The sequence below is a fragment of the Pseudomonas sp. NPDC087029 genome (assembly GCF_044745345.1).
In the GTDB taxonomy this organism is placed as follows: Bacteria; Pseudomonadota; Gammaproteobacteria; order Pseudomonadales; family Pseudomonadaceae; genus Aquipseudomonas; species Aquipseudomonas faucium.
The window spans coordinates 38,235-53,077 of sequence record NZ_JBIVAB010000009.1 but is presented as its reverse complement, the minus strand read 5'-3'; the positions used below and the strand labels follow the sequence as shown (position 1 = coordinate 53,077).

The 14,843-nt window shown below is 65.1% G+C and carries 14 protein-coding genes; 8 read left to right on the top strand and 6 right to left on the bottom strand.

What is annotated here, in order from left to right:
- Positions 1-4: 4 nt before the first annotated feature.
- Positions 5-721, bottom strand: coding sequence for an LrgB family protein (locus ACIPG5_RS16030; RefSeq protein WP_176513723.1), 717 nt, complete (start codon positions 719-721; stop codon positions 5-7).
- Positions 718-1,080, bottom strand: a complete 363-nt coding sequence (locus ACIPG5_RS16025) for a CidA/LrgA family protein (RefSeq protein ID WP_236237792.1) — start codon at positions 1,078-1,080, stop codon at positions 718-720. Before ACIPG5_RS16025 ends, ACIPG5_RS16030 begins: the two co-directional genes overlap by 4 nt.
- Positions 1,081-1,223: 143 nt before the next feature.
- Between ACIPG5_RS16025 and ACIPG5_RS16020 the strand changes: the two genes are divergently transcribed.
- The 3 genes from ACIPG5_RS16020 to ACIPG5_RS16010 all read left to right on the top strand — a co-directional run bounded on the left by ACIPG5_RS16020 (position 1,224) and on the right by ACIPG5_RS16010 (position 4,202).
- Complete coding sequence (locus tag ACIPG5_RS16020) at positions 1,224-1,679, top strand: MaoC family dehydratase (protein WP_176513720.1); 456 nt, start codon at positions 1,224-1,226, stop codon at positions 1,677-1,679.
- A gap of 117 nt (positions 1,680-1,796) precedes the next feature.
- Complete coding sequence (locus tag ACIPG5_RS16015; RefSeq protein WP_401376245.1) at positions 1,797-3,530, top strand: C13 family peptidase; 1,734 nt, start codon at positions 1,797-1,799, stop codon at positions 3,528-3,530.
- A 27-nt stretch (positions 3,531-3,557) separates the two neighbouring features.
- Entirely contained in the window at positions 3,558-4,202 is a 645-nt protein-coding gene (locus tag ACIPG5_RS16010; RefSeq protein WP_176513716.1) for an oxidoreductase, read from the top strand.
- Positions 4,203-4,283: 81 nt separating this feature from the next.
- On the opposite strand, the gene ACIPG5_RS16005 is transcribed toward ACIPG5_RS16010, so the two are convergent.
- The 4 genes from ACIPG5_RS16005 to ACIPG5_RS15990 all read right to left on the bottom strand — a co-directional run bounded on the left by ACIPG5_RS16005 (position 4,284) and on the right by ACIPG5_RS15990 (position 8,589).
- Entirely contained in the window at positions 4,284-4,571 is a 288-nt protein-coding gene (locus ACIPG5_RS16005; protein ID WP_401376242.1) for a YceK/YidQ family lipoprotein, read from the bottom strand.
- The gene (ubiX, locus tag ACIPG5_RS16000; RefSeq protein WP_236237795.1) at positions 4,568-5,197 is read right to left on the bottom strand and encodes a flavin prenyltransferase UbiX; all 630 of its coding nucleotides are present in this window, start codon (positions 5,195-5,197) and stop codon (positions 4,568-4,570) included. The genes ACIPG5_RS16005 and ubiX overlap by 4 nt, the downstream gene beginning before the upstream one ends.
- Positions 5,194-6,543 carry a UDP-N-acetylmuramate:L-alanyl-gamma-D-glutamyl-meso-diaminopimelate ligase gene (mpl, locus tag ACIPG5_RS15995; protein ID WP_176513711.1) on the bottom strand — a complete coding sequence of 450 codons (1,350 nt, stop codon included), beginning with the start codon at positions 6,541-6,543 and terminating at the stop codon, positions 5,194-5,196. Before mpl ends, ubiX begins: the two co-directional genes overlap by 4 nt.
- Before the next feature lie 66 nt (positions 6,544-6,609).
- Positions 6,610-8,589, bottom strand: coding sequence for a sigma-54-dependent Fis family transcriptional regulator (locus ACIPG5_RS15990; protein WP_401376238.1), 1,980 nt, complete (start codon positions 8,587-8,589; stop codon positions 6,610-6,612).
- Positions 8,590-8,847: 258 nt separating this feature from the next.
- On the opposite strand from ACIPG5_RS15990, the gene ACIPG5_RS15985 reads away from it, so the two are divergent.
- The 5 genes from ACIPG5_RS15985 to ACIPG5_RS15965 all read left to right on the top strand — a co-directional run bounded on the left by ACIPG5_RS15985 (position 8,848) and on the right by ACIPG5_RS15965 (position 14,815).
- Positions 8,848-10,368 (top strand): aldehyde dehydrogenase family protein, encoded by a 1,521-nt coding sequence (locus tag ACIPG5_RS15985; RefSeq protein WP_236193700.1) that lies wholly within the window; start codon positions 8,848-8,850, stop codon positions 10,366-10,368.
- A 160-nt stretch (positions 10,369-10,528) separates the two neighbouring features.
- Positions 10,529-11,977 (top strand): ethanolamine permease, encoded by a 1,449-nt coding sequence (eat, locus tag ACIPG5_RS15980; RefSeq protein ID WP_401376235.1) that lies wholly within the window; start codon positions 10,529-10,531, stop codon positions 11,975-11,977.
- A 49-nt stretch (positions 11,978-12,026) separates the two neighbouring features.
- Positions 12,027-13,421, top strand: a complete 1,395-nt coding sequence (locus ACIPG5_RS15975) for an ethanolamine ammonia-lyase subunit EutB (RefSeq protein WP_176517346.1) — start codon at positions 12,027-12,029, stop codon at positions 13,419-13,421.
- An 8-nt stretch (positions 13,422-13,429) separates the two neighbouring features.
- A complete protein-coding gene (eutC, locus tag ACIPG5_RS15970) occupies positions 13,430-14,248 on the top strand; it encodes an ethanolamine ammonia-lyase subunit EutC (protein WP_401376232.1) in 819 nt (272 codons plus the stop codon).
- 108 nt (positions 14,249-14,356) lie between these two features.
- On the top strand, positions 14,357-14,815 hold the full coding sequence (locus ACIPG5_RS15965; protein ID WP_176517344.1) for a GNAT family N-acetyltransferase: 459 nt from the start codon (positions 14,357-14,359) through the stop codon (positions 14,813-14,815).
- The last annotated feature ends 28 nt before the right edge of the window (positions 14,816-14,843 follow it).

Genomic DNA, 14,843 nt, shown 5'->3' with positions numbered 1-14,843 from the left:
CTCCTCAAGCCACCAGGCTGACCGCCAACGGCAGGAACACCGCCGTGGCCACCCCCATCAGGCTCATCGCCAACGCGGCAAACGCGCCGCACTCGTCACTTTCCTGCAGGGCCACCGAGGTGCCCACCGCATGCGCCGTCACGCCCAGCGACATACCGCGGGCCTCGGGGCTGTGCACACCAAAGCGGGTCAGTAGCGCGGGCCCGAAAATGGCGCCGATCACCCCGGTGATCAGCACGAACACCGCCGCCAGGGCCGCCACCCCGCCAATCTGCTCGGCCACCAGCATGGCGATGGGCGAGGTTACCGACTTGGGCGCCATGGTCATCAGGATCATGTGCTCGGCGCCGAACCACCAGCCCAGCAGCAGGCAGCACAGCGTGGCGAACAGGCCTCCGATTACCAGCGTAGTAAATGTCGGCCAGAACAGCTGGCGGATGCGCCGCAGGTTCAGGTACAGCGGCACGGCCAACGCCACGGTGGCGGGGCCCAGCAGGATGTTCATGATTTCGGTGCTCTTGCGGTATTCACCGTAGTCGATACCGCACAGCAGCAGCACGCCTATCACCAGCACCATGGACACCAGCACCGGCTGCAGGAAGATCCAGCGCGTGCGCTCATAGGCGGCCAGCACGACCTGGTAGGCCCCAAGGGTAATGCCGATGCCGAACAGCGGATGGTGCACCACCGCATCCAGCGCACCTTGCCAATCGAGGCTCATGGCTGCTCCTCGCGCTTGCCCTGGCGGTGCATGAGCCTTTGCATCAGCACGCCCACGAACACCAGGGTAACCAGGCAGGAAATCAGCAACGCCCCGGCGATGGCCCAGAAGTCGGCGGCAATGTCCTTGGCATACACCATCACCCCCACCGCCGGCGGCACCAGCAGCAACGGCAGGTAGCGCAGCAGGCTGCTGGCCGCCTCGTTCAGCGGCTTGCCCACTTCACCGCGGGCCATGAGGAAGAACAGCAACAGCAGCAGGCCGATGATCGGCCCCGGCAGCATCGGCACGCACAGATGATTGATTGCCGTACCCAGCAGCTGAAACAGCACCAGCCAGGTCAAACCACGCAACAGCATAAGCAACTCCTTCGGGCATGCCGGCCATTATAAGCATGCGCCGTCGATAAGCCGATATTCGCCGAAAAGCGGGCAACTTGACTGAATCGGTTAGCCGTGCTGATCTTGCACTTTCGTACCAAATGACAACCTGGAGAGTCGCGATGCCCTTTGTACCGGTTACCGAGCTGTCGCAGTACGTAGGAAAGGAACTCGGACGTTCCCAATGGCTGAAGATCGATCAACAGCGCATCAACCTGTTCGCCGAGGCCACCGGCGATTTCCAGTTCATTCATGTCGACCCGGAAAAAGCGGCGAAAACCCCGTTCGGCACCACCATTGCCCACGGCTTCCTGACCCTGTCGCTGATCCCCAAGCTGATGGAAGACATCCTGGTGATGCCCGAAGGGCTGAAGATGGTGGTCAACTACGGCCTGGACAGCGTGCGCTTCATCCAGCCGGTGAAAGTCGACAGCAACGTGCGGCTGAAAGTGGACCTGGGCGAAGTGATCGAGAAGAAGCCAGGCCAGTGGCTGCTGAAAGCCACCGTGACCCTGGAGATCGAAGGCGAGCAGAAACCCGCCTACATCGCCGAACCCCTGTCGCTCTGCTTCGTCTGACCCAAGCCTCATCGCGGGTTCGCCCGCGATGACCTGCGGATATTTCCACCCCGCCAGCCATACCTCAGCCCACCCAATCTGCGGCATACTCGGCAGACCTATTGCCCGGATTCCGACATGCGTGCTCTGCTGCCCCTCACCCTGACCTTGATGCTCGCCGCCTGCGGTGATGGCGAAGCGCTTTCGCCACCGGATGCGCGCCTGCCGGACGGCGGTCGCTACCGTGGCCAGGTGGTCGACGGCCTGCTGCAGGGCGAAGGGCGCATCGACTACCCCAATGGCAGCTGGTATGCCGGCGGTTTCAAGGACGGTCAGTGGCATGGCCAGGGCGAATGGCACGGCAGCAACGGCGAAATCTATCGCGGCCAGTTCGCCGCCGGCCTGTTCCAGGGCCTGGGCGATTTGACCACCCCCGGCAGCCACTACGCCGGCACCTTCAGCCATGGCCGACGCGATGGCGAAGGCACGCTCAAGCAGGCCGACCAGAGCTACCGCGGCCAGTTCAAGGACGACCAGTACGACGGCGCAGGCCAGCTCGAAATGGCCGACGGCAGCCGTTACCAAGGCCTGTTCGCCAAGGGCAAGCCCAACGGCGCCGGGGTGCGCAGCGATGCCAGCGGCAATCAGTTCAGCGGCCGCTTCGTCGATGGCCAGCTGCAAGGCAGCGGCACCTACGACAGCGTCGATGGCGAACAATACATCGGCGAATTCAAGGACAACCGCCTGGAAGGCCGCGGCCGCTACGAGAACGCCGACGGTGATGTGTGGATCGGTGAATTCAAGGACGGCTCGCTGGCGGGCGAAGGCGAAATGCTGGGCAGCGACGGCAGCCACTACAAAGGCCATTTCGTCGACTGGCGCCTGTCTGGCCAGGGCAGCCTGCAACTGCCCGATGGCAGCAGCTACAGCGGCGGCTTCGACAACGATGCCTACCAGGGCAAGGGCAAGCTGACCCTGGCCAACGGCAAGGTCGAAAGCGGCTACTGGGCCAACGGTGTGCGCGTGCGTGACCAGAACGGCACGCTGCTGCCCGACCCGCTGGACCTGGCCCTGCTCAACCAGGGCCGCCTGCTGGAAGAAGCCCTGGCCCGCGTGCCGCGCTCCGCCCCGCCGATCCAGCTGTACAGCCTGGTGCTGGCAGGCGATGGGCAGCAGAGCGTGTTCCTGCGCGAGGCCGACTATGTCAGCAACATGCTCAAGGTACGCTTCGGCGCCCGTGGCCAGGTCACCCTGGTCAACCACCGCGACCAGATGGCGACCCGGCCCATGGCCACCCGCGAGAACCTGACCCGCGCCGCCCGCACCCTGGCCGAGCGCAGCGGCCCGGAAGACCTGGTGTTCATCTACCTGACCAGCCACGGCAGCCAGGATCACCAGCTGGTGCTCGACCAGCCGCGCCTGCAGCTGGCCGACCTGAGCGCCGACGAACTGGCCAGCGCCCTGGCGCCGCTCAAGGACCGCGACAAGATAATCGTCATCTCCGCCTGCTATTCCGGCGGTTACATCGCACCGCTCAAAGACGAGCGCACGGTCATCATGACCGCCGCACGCGCCGACCGGGTGTCCTTCGGCTGCTCGGAGGAGGCGGACTTCACCTACTTCGGCGATGCCCTCTTCGCCGAGGCGCTGAACCAGACCGATGACCTGAAACAAGCGTTTGAACTGGCGCGCAGCAGCGTTGCCGAACGTGAAGGAAGGGAAGGTTTCGAGGCCTCCGAGCCACAGCTCTGGGCCCCACCCGCAGTACTGGCACATTGGCAACGCCTGCGCCAGCAACAAGCGGAAGAAGCCTTGCGTAATGCCGCACGAGCCAAGTCTGGGGAACAGGAAAAAACCTCCGGCAACCACTAAGCTTGTGTGTAACACAGGAGAGACATCATGTACTTGACGCCTCAGCATGTCCTGCTTGCCGGAGCCACAGGCCTTACCGGTGAACACCTGCTCGATCGCCTGCTCAACGAACCCACCATCAGCCGCGTATTGGCGCCGACCCGTCGGCCGCTGGCCGAGCACCCGCACCTGGAGAACCCGGTCGGCGACCCGGCGGTGTTTCTCCCGCAGTTGGCCGGGCGGGTCGATATCGCCTACTGCTGCCTGGGCACCACCCTCAAGCAGGCCGGTTCCGAACAGGCGTTCCGCGCTGTCGACCTGGACATGGTGGTGGCGTTCAGCAAGCGTGCGCGGGAAATGGGCGCCCGGCATCTGCTGGTGGTCAGCGCCATCGGCGCCGACCCCAAGTCGTCGATTTTCTACAACCGGGTCAAAGGCGAGATGGAAGAGGCGCTCAAGGCCCAGGATTGGCCGCAATTGACCATTGTCAGGCCATCGCTGCTGTTGGGCGAGCGCATTCAGCCACGCCTGGGCGAGCGGCTGGCTTCACCGTTTTCGCGGTTGATACCGGGCAAGTATCGGGGCATCGAGGCGTGCACCCTGGCGCGGGCGTTGTGGCGCCTGGCGCTGGAAGAGGAAGATGGGATTCGGGTGATCGAGTCCGACGAACTGCGCAGGCTCGGCAAGAAATAGCGCCCTATCGCCGGCAAGCCGGCTCCCACAGACGCTTCATTTTGCAGTACCTGTGGGAGCCGGCTTGCCGGCGATTGTCCCTTACAGACCACCCGTGGCCTGAAAGCCAATGCCAGCCGCCGTCAGCAACGAAAGCGGCAGCAACACGGTATCAAGTAACGCACTGCCCGGCAGGTCCAACCCCGGATACGCCGGCGCCTCGGCACCAAACCGATCCCTCGGGCAGCAGCCCCCCTTCATCACGTACAAATCCAGCCGCGTGCCGGCATACACCACCGGCGCCCCCGGCTTGTTCGCATCCAGCGTGCGCACCGTGGCACAACCACCCAGCAGGCTAAAAGCCAGCAACCCGGCCAGCGAACGCTTCAATCATCCACCCCGAAGTGGTGCTCGCCCCAGCGCGGCAGCATGTCCTGCGGAATGTTCAGCAGGTTGAGAATGCGCGCCACCACGAAATCGATCAGGTCGTCGATGGTCTGCGGCTGGTGATAGAACCCCGGCGCCGCCGGCAGTATCACCGCCCCCATCTGCGACAGCTTGAGCATGTTTTCCAGGTGAATGGTCGACAGCGGCGCCTCGCGCGGCACCAGGATGAGCTGGCGGCGCTCCTTGAGGGTGACGTCCGCCGCACGCTCGATCAGGTTGTTGCAGGCACCGGTGGCAATGGCCGACAGGGTACCGGTGGAACACGGCACCACCACCATCGCCGCCGGGGCGCCGGAGCCCGAGGCCACCGGCGACATCCAGTCTTCCTTGCCATACACGCGGATCTGCCCATCGGCAGCCCCGGTGTATTCGGTGAGAAACGCCTGGATCGCCTGAGGCTTGGCCGGCAGCACCACGTCGGTCTCGGTGGACATCACCAGCTGCGCGGCCTTGGAGATCAGAAAGTGCACCTCGCGGTCTTCGCGCACCAGGCAGTCGAGCAGGCGCAGGCCATACTGCGCCCCGGAGGCGCCGGTCATGGCCAGGGTAATGCGTTCCGGCCCGCTCACTTCAGCGCCTCGGCCAGCTTGCCGTGCAGGCCGCCGAAGCCGCCGTTGCTCATGATCACCACATGGGTGCCCGGGCGCGCCTGGCCTTTGACCCGCTCGATGATCGCTTCCAGGCTATCGGCCACCACGCTCGGCACCTTGCACTGCGCGGCAGTGGCGGCCAGGTCCCAGCCCAGGTTGGCGGGCGCGTACCAGATCACCTGGTCGGCATCGTTGACGCTCTCCGGCAGGCCATCGCGGTGGGCACCCAGCTTCATCGAGTTGGAACGCGGCTCGATGATCGCGATCACCGGCGCTTCGCCTACCTGCTTGCGCAGGCCGTCGAGGGTGGTGGCGATGGCGGTCGGGTGGTGGGCGAAGTCGTCATAGATGGTCACGCCCTGCACGTGGGCAACCTTCTCCATGCGCCGCTTGACGCTCTTGAAGGCGCTCAGGCCTTCGATGGCCAGCGCCGGGGCCACGCCCACATGGCGCGCGGCGGCCAGGGTGGCCAAGGCGTTGGCGACGTTGTGCTGGCCGGTCAAGGCCCACTCGACCACGCCCTGCGCCTGGCCTTCGAACAGCACCTCGAAACGCGAGCCGTCGGCGCTGAGCAGGCGAGCCTGCCACTGGCCACCTTCGCCAGTGGTCTGCACCGGGGTCCAGCAGCCCATGCCGATCACGCGCTCCAGCGCCTGTTCGGTGGTCGGGTGAATGACCAGGCCTTCGCTTGGAATGGTCCGCACCAAGTGGTGGAACTGCCGCTCGATCGCCGCCAGATCAGGGAAGATATCCGCGTGATCGAACTCGAGGTTGTTGAGGATCGCGGTCCGCGGGTGGTAATGCACGAACTTGGAGCGCTTGTCGAAGAAGGCGCTGTCGTATTCGTCGGCCTCGACCACGAAGAACGGCGTGCCGCCCAAGCGCGCCGACACCGAGAAGTTCTGCGGCACGCCACCGATCAAGAAGCCCGGGCTCATGCCGGCGTGCTCCAGCACCCAGGCCAGCATGCTGCTGGTGGTGGTCTTGCCGTGGGTACCGGCCACTGCCAGCACCCAACGGCCCTGCAGCACGTGGTCGGCCAGCCACTGCGGGCCAGAGACATAGGGCAGGCCCTTGTTCAGCACGTATTCCACCGCAGGGTTGCCCCGCGACATGGCGTTGCCGATCACCACCAGGTCGGGCGCCGGGTCCAGCTGGGCCGGGTCATAGCCTTGGGTCAGCTCGATGCCCTGGGCTTCGAGCTGGGTGCTCATCGGCGGATAGACGTTGGCGTCGGAGCCGGTGACGCGGTGGCCCAGCTCTTTGGCCAACACTGCCAGCGAGCCCATGAAAGTGCCGCAAATACCGAGAATATGAATGTGCATGGTCGACCTCGCAAAACTTCGAGGCAGGGTAGCGTAGGAAGAGGGAAACCGCACCCGCTGTTTCGCTCAGACGCCCCTGGCGATCCCGTGTTTGCGCAGTTTTCGATATAAGGTATTGCGGCTGATGCCCAGGTGCTCGGCGACGCGGGTCAGATGCCAGTGCTTTGCCGCCAGAACGGCCAACAGCGCTTCGCATTCGGCTTGCTCAAGGCCAAGCGGAGCGCTCTTGCCCGAGCAGCGAAGGCTCTGTGGCAGCGGGCTTGCCCCGCGAACACCGGCAAAGCCGGTGCCATCCTGCGCGCGGGGCAAGCCCGCTCCCAAAGAGGCCGCGGTGTTGCGCAAAACCGCGGGCAGGTCATCAAAGCCGATGCGGCCGTGATCACAGAGCGCCACCAAGGTGCGCAGCACATTGCGCATCTGCCGCACGTTGCCCGGCCAGGCAAAGTCCAGCAGTGCCTGGCGCGCCTCGGGCTCTAGCTCCACCGCCTGCCCTTGCGCCTCCTGGCGCAGCAGGAAGTCCAGCAACTGCGCCTTGTCGCTGCGCTCGCGCACCGCCGGCATCGCCACCTCGAGGCCATTGAGCCGGTAATACAGGTCTTCGCGGAAACTGCCCTGCTCCACCCGTTCCAGCAGGTCGCGGTGAGTGGCACTGACGATACGCACATCCACCGCCTGCGCTTCGCCGCCGATCGGCACTACCTGGCGCTCTTCCAGCACACGCAGCAGGCGGGTCTGCAAGGCCAGCGGCATATCGCCGATCTCGTCGAGCAGCAGCGTGCCACCATCGGCCTGCAACAGCTTGCCGCGCATGCCTTCCTTGCGCGCCCCGGTGAAGCTGCCGCCGCGATAACCGAACAGCTCGCTCTCGATCAGGCTCTCGGGGATCGACGCGCAGTTGACCGCCACGAAGGGCTTGCCGCGACGCTGGCTGGCCTGGTGCACGGCCTGGGCGAACGCCTCCTTGCCGCAACCGGTCTCCCCGCGCAGCAGCAACGGCACATCGCGCTCGAACACCCGCAGGGCGCGGTGGAAATCGTTTTGCAGCGCCGCGTCCAGCAGGCAGATGCCCGGCTCGGCCTGCGGGCGCCGTTGCGCCAGGCTGGCCGGCACCGACCACAGCGGCGTGCGTGGCTGACCGCGCACGCTGGCGAACACCTGGCGGCCGTCGCGAGTATGCAACGGCCAGGCCGTGCTGCCATCAGGCGTAGCACGGCTGAACAGCTGCTCATGATCGACGGCGAAAAACCGCTCCAGCGGCTTGCCCAGCACGCCGCCACGAATGCTGCCCAGCAGGTTCAGGGCGCTCTGGTTGGCCGCGCAAATGCGGCCGTCGCCGTCGAACGCCAGCAACCCTTCGCTGAACAGCCCGACCGACTCGGCCTGCAGATGGAAACGCAACAACCATTGATGCTCGAAGTGGCGCAGGAAATAGCAGCTCTCGATCATCTTCGCCGAGAGGTTGACCAGGGCCATGGTGTGGAACTGGCTCTGGCGCGAGACATCCGGGCGCGCCGAAGACACATCGAGCACCGCCAGCAGCTCGCCATGGGGGTCGAACACCGGGCTGGCCGAGCAGGTCAGCCCGGTATGGCGGCCACGGAAGTGTTCTTCCTGATGGATGGTCAGGGCCTGGCGCTCGACCAGGCAGGTGCCGATGCCATTGGTGCCCTCGCGGGCCTCGCTCCAGTCGGCGCCCAGCCACAGCCCGGCACGTTCGAAGATGCGCCGCTCGCCCGGCGCGGTGACGCAATTGAGGATCACCCCGCGGGCATCGGTGAGCAACACCGCATGGCCCGAGCCGGAAAGCTGCTGGTGCAGGCTGTTCATTTCGCCGTTGGCGATGGTCAGCACCTGCTGCAGGCGCTCGCGGCTCTCCAGCAGGCGACCGTGCTCGAGCACCACCGGGGCCTCGATCACCGAGGGGTCGAGGTGGTAGTCCTCCAGGCAGCGCAGCCAGGAACGGGCAATCGAAGGGTCGCTGCCCGCTTCGCCGCGGGCGACGGTATGCACCTGCTGGGCATGGCGACTGAAATGATCGTTCTGCATTAGTTGTTGTTCTCCGCAGATAGAGACTCTTTCCAGCATCCTCCACCCCACCGGCCTTTGCAATGCACCATCACCGGGCGTGTCGCAAACGGCACAAAGTGTCACCCCGCACTGTGTCAGCGCTGGCACAGCGGCTGACCGGCCAGTGCCGTACCCTGACCCAAGTCATTGATTCCCCTGGGCCTGGCCACACTGGCCCAACCTTTGCTCTACGCTTCTCAACTCCTTCAACAAACACAATTAACCAGGAGACACACCATGCGTTATGCACATCCCGGTACCGACGGCGCGAAGGTTTCCTTCAAGAGCCGCTACGGCAACTACATCGGTGGTGAGTTCGTAGCTCCGGTCAAGGGCCAGTACTTCGAGAACACCTCCCCGGTGAACGGCAAGCTGATCGCCGAATTCCCCCGCTCCACCGCCGAAGACATCGACAAGGCCCTCGACGCCGCCCACGCCGCCGCCGACGCCTGGGGCCGCACCTCGGTGCAGGACCGCTCCAACGTGCTGCTCAAGATCGCCGACCGCATCGAGCAGAACCTCGAAGTGCTGGCCATCACCGAAACCTGGGACAACGGCAAGCCGGTGCGCGAAACCCTCAACGCCGACATCCCGCTGGCCGTCGACCACTTCCGCTACTTCGCCGGCTGCATCCGCGCCCAGGAAGGCGGCGCCGCCGAAATCAACGAAAACACCGTGGCCTACCACATCCACGAACCGCTGGGCGTGGTCGGGCAGATCATCCCGTGGAACTTCCCGATCCTGATGGCCGCCTGGAAGCTCGCCCCGGCCCTGGCCGCCGGCAACTGCGTGGTGCTCAAGCCCGCCGAGCAGACCCCGCTGGGCATCACCGTGCTGGTCGAGCTGATCGGCGACCTGCTGCCCGCTGGCGTGCTCAACGTGGTCCAAGGCTACGGCCGCGAGGCCGGTGAAGCGCTGGCCACCAGCAAGCGTATCGCCAAGATCGCCTTCACCGGCTCCACCCCGGTCGGCTCGCACATCATGAAATGCGCCGCCGAGAACATCATCCCGTCCACCGTCGAGCTGGGCGGCAAGTCGCCGAACGTGTACTTCGAAGACATCATGCAGGCCGAGCCGAGCTTCATCGACAAGGCCGCCGAAGGCATGGTGCTGGCGTTCTTCAACCAGGGCGAGGTGTGCACCTGCCCATCGCGCGCGCTGGTGCAGGAGTCGATCTACCCGCAGTTCATGGAAGTGGTGATGAAGAAGGTGCTGCAGATCAAGCGCGGCGACCCGCTGGACACCGACACCATGGTCGGCGCCCAGGCCTCGCAGCAGCAGTTCGAGAAGATCCTCTCGTACCTGCAGATCGCCCAGGACGAAGGCGCCGAGCTGCTCACCGGCGGCAAGGTGGAGAAGCTCGAAGGCTCGCTGGCCACCGGTTACTACATCCAGCCGACGCTGCTCAAGGGCAACAACAAGATGCGCGTGTTCCAGGAAGAAATCTTCGGCCCGGTGGTCAGCGTTACCACCTTCAAGGACGAAGCCGAAGCCCTGGCCATCGCCAACGACACCGAGTTCGGTCTCGGCGCCGGGGTGTGGACCCGCGACATCAACCGCGCCTACCGCATGGGCCGCGGCATCAAGGCCGGCCGCGTGTGGACCAACTGCTACCACCTGTACCCGGCGCACGCCGCGTTCGGTGGCTACAAGAAGTCCGGCGTGGGGCGTGAAACCCACAAGATGATGCTCGACCACTACCAGCAGACCAAGAACCTACTGGTGAGCTACGACATCAACCCGCTGGGCTTCTTCTAAACCGGGCCGGCTCCTACAGGCACCCCAAGATCCTGTGGGAGCCGGCTTGCCGGCGAGAGGGCCGGTACAGCCACCCAAAAACCTTTGGCTCACTTCCTGCAGTACCCATCACCATCGGCCGGAACCCTTCCGGCCACCAAGAAAAACAACAGGTGAATCTATGCCAAGCGATCATTCCGCCGGTGCGCCGGCAGGTGCTTCCGTCGACTTCGAAAAAGTCGGCTCCGACTATTTCCAGCAACGTGAACTGAAAAAGGGCGCTGCCGGCTGGGTCCTGCTGGTGGGCCTGGGCGTGGCCTACGTGATCTCCGGCGACTACGCCGGCTGGAACTTCGGCCTGGCCCAGGGCGGCTGGGGCGGCATGTTCCTGGCCACCTTGCTGATGGCCACCATGTACCTGTGCATGTGCTTCTCGCTGGCCGAACTTTCCTCGATGATCCCCACCGCAGGCGGCGGCTACGGTTTTGCGCGCAGCGCCTTCGGCCCGTGGGGCGGGTTTCTCACCGGCACGGCGATCCTGATCGAATACGCCATCGCCCCGGCCGCCATCGCCGTGTTCATCGGCGCCTACTGCCAGTCACTGTTCGGCATCGGCGGCTGGATGATCTACCTGGCGTTCTACGTCGTGTTCATCGGCATCCACATCTTCGGCGTCGGTGAAGCGCTCAAGCTGATGTTCATCATCACCGCCATCGCCGCCATCGCCCTGGCGGTGTTCCTGGTGAGCATGGTGCCCCATTTTGATGCAGCGAACCTGTTCGACATCGCCCAGACCGACGCGGTGGGCGCCAGCAGCTTCCTGCCGTTCGGCTATGTCGGGGTGTGGGCGGCAATCCCATACGCCATCTGGTTCTTCCTGGCTGTCGAAGGCGTGCCGCTGGCTGCCGAGGAAACCAAGAACCCCAAGCGCGACCTGCCACGCGGCCTGATCGGTGCGATGCTGGTGCTGCTGGCCTTCGCCTTGCTGATCCTGGTGGTCGGCCCGGGCGGCGCCGGCGCCGATGCGCTCAAGGCCTCCGGCAACCCGCTGGTCGAAGCGCTGGCCAAGGCTTACGGCGGCTCCACCTGGATGGGCGGCTTCGTCAACCTGGTCGGCCTGGCGGGCCTGATCGCCAGCTTCTTCTCGATCATCTATGCCTATTCGCGGCAGATCTTCGCGCTTTCCCGCGCCGGCTACCTGCCGCGCAAACTGTCCGAAACCAACAAGAGCAAGGCCCCGGTACTGGCGTTGGTCATCCCCGGCATCATCGGTTTCGCCCTGTCGCTGACCGGCCAGGGCGACCTGCTGATCCTGGTGGCGGTGTTCGGCGCTACGCTGTCCTATGTACTGATGATGGCCGCGCACATCACCCTGCGTATCCGCCGGCCGAAGATGGAACGGCCTTATCGCACCCCAGGTGGCATCTTCACCTCGGGCGTGGCCCTGGTGCTGGCCTGCATCGCGGTGGTCGCCGGGTTCCTGGTCGACCCACGGGTGGTGATTGGCGCAGCCGTGATCTATGCGGTATTGATCGCCTACTTTGCGTTCTACAGCCGCCATCACCTGGTGGCGGGCACACCGGAAGAGGAATTCGCCGCGATCCAGAAGGCCGAAGAGGCTCTGCACTGATCGCCGACACCCGCCGCAGGCCCGCCCTGCGGCGCTCTGGAGATTCTGTATGGCAAGTTTCGTACACACGGTAGGCCACCTGGTCTACCGCTTCGACAGCCTCAAGGACGTGATGGCCAAGGCCAGCCCGGCCCGTTCGGGCGATTACCTGGCCGGCGTTGCCGCAGCCAACGACGGCGAGCGCGTGGCCGCGCAGATGGCCCTGGCCAATATCCCGCTCAGCCATTTTCTCAACGAAGCGCTGATTCCCTACGAACAGGATGAAGTCACCCGGCTGATCATCGACAGCCACGACGCCCAGGCCTTCGCGCCGGTCAGCCACCTCACCGTGGGCGGCCTGCGCGACTGGCTGCTCAGCGAGGAGGCCGACGAAGACAGCTTGCGCGCCCTGGCCCCGGGCCTGACGCCGGAAATGGCGGCCGCCGTGTCGAAGATCATGCGCGTGCAGGACCTGGTGCTGGTGGCGCAGAAAATCCGCGTGGTCACCCGTTTTCGCGGCACCATGGGCCTGCGCGGGCGCCTGTCGACCCGCCTGCAGCCCAACCACCCCACCGACGAGCCGGCCGGCATCGCTGCGAGCATCCTCGACGGCCTGCTCTACGGCAATGGCGACGCCATGATCGGCATCAACCCCGCCACCGACAGCATCGCCTCGATCTGCGCCCTGCTGGAAATGCTCGACGCCATCATCCAGCGCTACGACATCCCCACCCAGGCCTGCGTGCTGACCCACGTCACCACCTCGATCGAAGCCATCAACCGCGGCGTGCCGCTGGACCTGGTGTTCCAGTCGATTGCCGGCACCGAGGCCGCCAACGCCGGGTTCGGCATCAACCTCAACGTGCTGCAGGAAGGTTACGAGGCAGGCCTGTCGCTCAAGCGCGGCACCCTCGGGCAGAACCTCATGTACTTCGAAACCGGCCAGGGCAGTGCCTTGTCGGCCAACGCCCACCACGGCGTCGACCAGCAGACCTGCGAAACCCGCGCCTATGCCGTGGCCCGCCATTTCAAGCCGTTTCTGGTCAATACCGTGGTCGGTTTCATCGGCCCGGAGTACCTGTACAACGGCAAGCAGATCATCCGCGCCGGCCTGGAAGACCACTTCTGCGGCAAGCTGCTCGGCGTGCCGATGGGTTGCGACATCTGCTACACCAACCACGCCGAAGCCGACCAGGACGACATGGACACCCTGCTGACCCTGCTCGGCGTGGCCGGGATCAACTTCATCATGGGCATCCCCGGCTCCGACGACATCATGCTCAACTACCAGACCACCTCGTTCCACGACGCGCTGTACGCGCGCCAGACCCTGGGCCTCAAGCCTGGGCCGGAGTTCGAGGCCTGGTTGCAGCGCACCGGCATCTTCACCCAGGCCGACGGGCGTGTTCGCTTCGGCGACAACCTGCCGCCGGCATTCCGCCAGGCCCTGGCGCAGTTGGCATAGAGGTGACCATGGAGCATCGCACCCCCACCCCGGAAAACCCTTGGCTGGCCCTGCGCAACCTGACCCCGGCGCGCATCGCCCTTGGCCGCAGCGGCATCAGCCTGCCGACCGGCGCGCAGCTGGACTTCCAGTTCGCCCACGCCCAGGCCCGTGATGCCGTGCACCTGCCGTTCGACCACGGCGCGCTGGCCGAACAACTGAAAGGCCGCGGCCGCGATAGCCTGGTGCTGCACAGCGCCGCCAGCGACCGCCACCAGTACCTGCAACGCCCGGACCTTGGGCGGCGGCTGAATGAAGAATCGGCCGAGCAACTGCGCCAGCATGCCCAGGCCAACCCCGGCGGCTGCGACCTGGCGATCGTGGTCGCCGACGGCCTCTCGGCCCTCGCCGTGCACCGCCACACCTTGCCGTTTCTCAGCCGCTTCGAGGAACAGGCGGCCGCCGATGGCTGGAGCAGCGCCCCGGTGCTGCTGGTCGAACAAGGCCGCGTGGCCGTGGCCGACGAAGTGGGCGAGCTGCTCGGCGCGCGGATGACCGTGATGCTGATCGGCGAACGCCCCGGCCTGAGTTCCCCCGACAGCCTTGGCCTGTACTTCACCTACGGGCCCAAGGTCGGCCTGACCGACGCCTACCGCAACTGCATTTCCAACGTGCGCCTGGAGGGCTTGAGCTACGGCATGGCGGCCCACCGGCTGCTGTACCTGATGCGCGAGGCGTGTCGGCGGCAGTTGTCCGGGGTGAATCTGAAGGATGAAGCCGAAGTTCACACACTCGAAAGTGACAATGCAGCCACCCAAAAAGGAAACTTCCTGCTAGGCGAGCGGTAAGCAACATGTCATGGAACGCGGATTGCGCTTCTGCCCAGCATTGGGCAGCATGCGCTTGAAAGCTGCTGGCACACCGCTGTTTCCCCAAATGGACTCTGAGGGCCACACATGCGCATCATCAAGGCAAGCCTGGAACACCTCGACCTGCTCACTCCGCTGTTCGTCCGCTACCGCGAGTTCTATGGGCAGCTACCTTTTCCAGACAGTTCGCGCAGCTTCCTGGAAAAACGCCTGAAACGTGGCGAATCGATCATCTACCTGGCGCTGCCGGATGATGACGATGGCAAGCTGCTGGGTTTTTGCCAGTTGTATCCAAGTTTTTCGTCGCTGTCGCTCAAGCGGGTGTGGATTCTCAACGACATCTTCGTCGCCGAAGACTCGCGGCGCATGCTGGTGGCCGACCACCTGATGCGCGAGGCCAAGAAAATGGCCCGCGAAACCCAGGCCGTGCGCATGCGCGTGTCGACCAGCGCCAACAACGAAGTGGCACGCAAGACCTATGAATCCATCGGGTTTCGCCGGGATACCGAGTTCGAGAGCTATATCCTGCCGATTACCCTGGACTGATCAGCCCCATCGCCGGCAAGCCGGCTCC

Excerpts from the sequence above, each read along its gene's own strand:
- ACIPG5_RS16030 (WP_176513723.1), bottom strand. The coding sequence starts at position 721 with ATGAGCCTCGATTGGCAAGGTGCGCTGGATGCGGTGGTGCACCATCCG.
- ACIPG5_RS16020 (WP_176513720.1), top strand. The coding sequence starts at position 1,224 with ATGCCCTTTGTACCGGTTACCGAGCTGTCGCAGTACGTAGGAAAGGAA.
- ACIPG5_RS15975 (WP_176517346.1), top strand. The coding sequence starts at position 12,027 with ATGGCAAGTTTCGTACACACGGTAGGCCACCTGGTCTACCGCTTCGAC.
- ACIPG5_RS16025 (WP_236237792.1), bottom strand. The coding sequence starts at position 1,080 with ATGCTGTTGCGTGGTTTGACCTGGCTGGTGCTGTTTCAGCTGCTGGGT.
- ACIPG5_RS16010 (WP_176513716.1), top strand. The coding sequence starts at position 3,558 with ATGTACTTGACGCCTCAGCATGTCCTGCTTGCCGGAGCCACAGGCCTT.
- ACIPG5_RS16015 (WP_401376245.1), top strand. The coding sequence starts at position 1,797 with ATGCGTGCTCTGCTGCCCCTCACCCTGACCTTGATGCTCGCCGCCTGC.
- mpl (WP_176513711.1), bottom strand. The coding sequence starts at position 6,543 with ATGCACATTCATATTCTCGGTATTTGCGGCACTTTCATGGGCTCGCTG.
- ACIPG5_RS15985 (WP_236193700.1), top strand. The coding sequence starts at position 8,848 with ATGCGTTATGCACATCCCGGTACCGACGGCGCGAAGGTTTCCTTCAAG.
- ACIPG5_RS15990 (WP_401376238.1), bottom strand. The coding sequence starts at position 8,589 with ATGCAGAACGATCATTTCAGTCGCCATGCCCAGCAGGTGCATACCGTC.
- ACIPG5_RS15965 (WP_176517344.1), top strand. The coding sequence starts at position 14,357 with ATGCGCATCATCAAGGCAAGCCTGGAACACCTCGACCTGCTCACTCCG.
- eat (WP_401376235.1), top strand. The coding sequence starts at position 10,529 with ATGCCAAGCGATCATTCCGCCGGTGCGCCGGCAGGTGCTTCCGTCGAC.
- eutC (WP_401376232.1), top strand. The coding sequence starts at position 13,430 with ATGGAGCATCGCACCCCCACCCCGGAAAACCCTTGGCTGGCCCTGCGC.